The organism is Paenibacillus farraposensis (assembly GCF_020736845.1).
Taxonomy (GTDB): Bacteria; Bacillota; Bacilli; order Paenibacillales; family Paenibacillaceae; genus Paenibacillus; species Paenibacillus farraposensis.
The window spans coordinates 1-1,614 of record NZ_JAFFQR010000067.1; the positions used below are offsets into that span (position 1 = coordinate 1).

Sequence of the window (1,614 nt, forward strand, 5' to 3'; positions counted from 1 at the left end):
ACCCGTCCCCTCAGCTGTTGTTCTTTCATTTGGTTGTGGTTTGTAGCCTTTGGATTCGGGAGTTTGTGTAGCTATGTTTTCTCTAGCTTCTATTTCTTGTCTCTCTAATATCTCCTTGACTCTTGCTTGTGCACTTGCTCCAGAAGAAATACTAATTTCCCTTGCCTGCTGATCCTGTTGTTTATATTGGTTTTTCGTTGTTGTAGCTTCTATTTCTTGTTCCGCTAATATTTTCTGGACTCTTGCTTTTGCACTTACTCCAGAAGAAATACTAAAGAGCCCTTTTCCTCTACCTAGTTGTGAAAGTATCCCCTCTAATTCTTCAGTATTGTCCACACCCCCTCGACCTTCAATTATAAGAGGGTTTTCTATGGTAATAGCATAGAACATCCACCTTTTTTCTTCTTCGGTTATACCTTGCTTCCTAGTTTGCATGAAGAAATCATCATCTTCGGGATAATTATGTTTCCATTCACTATAGTATTGGAGATCGGGTTTACCGTCACTAGTACGTACAACACCATCTTCTCCTCGATAACTCCCCGGTTTAAGTTTGGGCCTACGGTCTTCGGTATATATGTTCCTTCGATAATCCTGATAGATCTTTTCGTATTCTTCCTCTGTAAGCTCTGGTGGTGCAGCTTCTTTTTTTGCTTTAAGGGCTTTAGCTCTAGCTTCTTTTTCTGCTTTAAGAGCAGCTTCAGCCCTTGCTTTTTCTTGTTCTTTATATTCCCTCAGCATTCTATCTTTAACACTTTTAGGTACCTGTTGATAGGCATGAACCATGGTTTTCGATGTTGTCAGCAAGTTTTGGATCAGCTCTAATCGGCTGCCGGAATGTACTATTTGACGTGCGCTTGTATACACTTTCCCCAGAATCCATTTGCTATAGTAGGCATGTCTCGCTTGCTCATGTTCATACTGAGTAATTAACCCTTGTAATGCTAGACCAGCCAAGTGTTTCAACGGATGAATGCCGTTCCCCTTACTGCCTCCAACGGTAGGGGTTCCCTTGCTCCGAACAGGGATCGCTGCGGTTGCTCTCAGAATCAAACCCGCTGCAGGTCCACTTAGCACTCCCACAGCAACGCCAACCACTTTCCCTATCACCGGAATGGAGCCTAATAGCTTGGATTCTGTCCCCATCAAGGCATTCGCTTGTTGAAGCTTCGCTGGACTGGTGACTTTTGCTTTAGGGGTAGAGGCTTGGCTGCTAGATGAATCCTTGGCTGCTGATTGCGCTGCTTCATATGCCTTTATGCTCATGAGTGGCGGCTCAGGTACAGGAGGGAGGTCGGCAACGAAAACAGGTGCCTTCACCGTACCTTCCTGATAAATCACTGGAGCCTTGGTATCTGTCTCACCATCCAGTACCATGCTGCTGGCTCCGCCTTTCAGATACAGCGCCGTTCCAGCTTCGAGCGAAAGTTCCTCACCTGCATCAAGCTTCACGTGACCACCCTGAATCTGCACATTCCCCGGACTGTTGATGGTGATGCCGTTAACTTCATGCAGTGTAATCGAAAATTCCCCAGAGGTGGACAGGGTTAGTTCTTGCTCAGACATTTCTACGCCGCTACCTTGCACATGTTGCCATACCTTCACATTCGGCTG

1 pseudogene is annotated in these 1,614 nt (G+C 45.7%); it reads right to left on the reverse strand.

The features are described 5' to 3' along the window. Window positions 1-752: 752 nt before the first annotated feature. Window positions 753-1,614, reverse strand: a pseudogene (locus tag JO375_RS25015) (contractile injection system protein, VgrG/Pvc8 family); the annotation flags it as partial.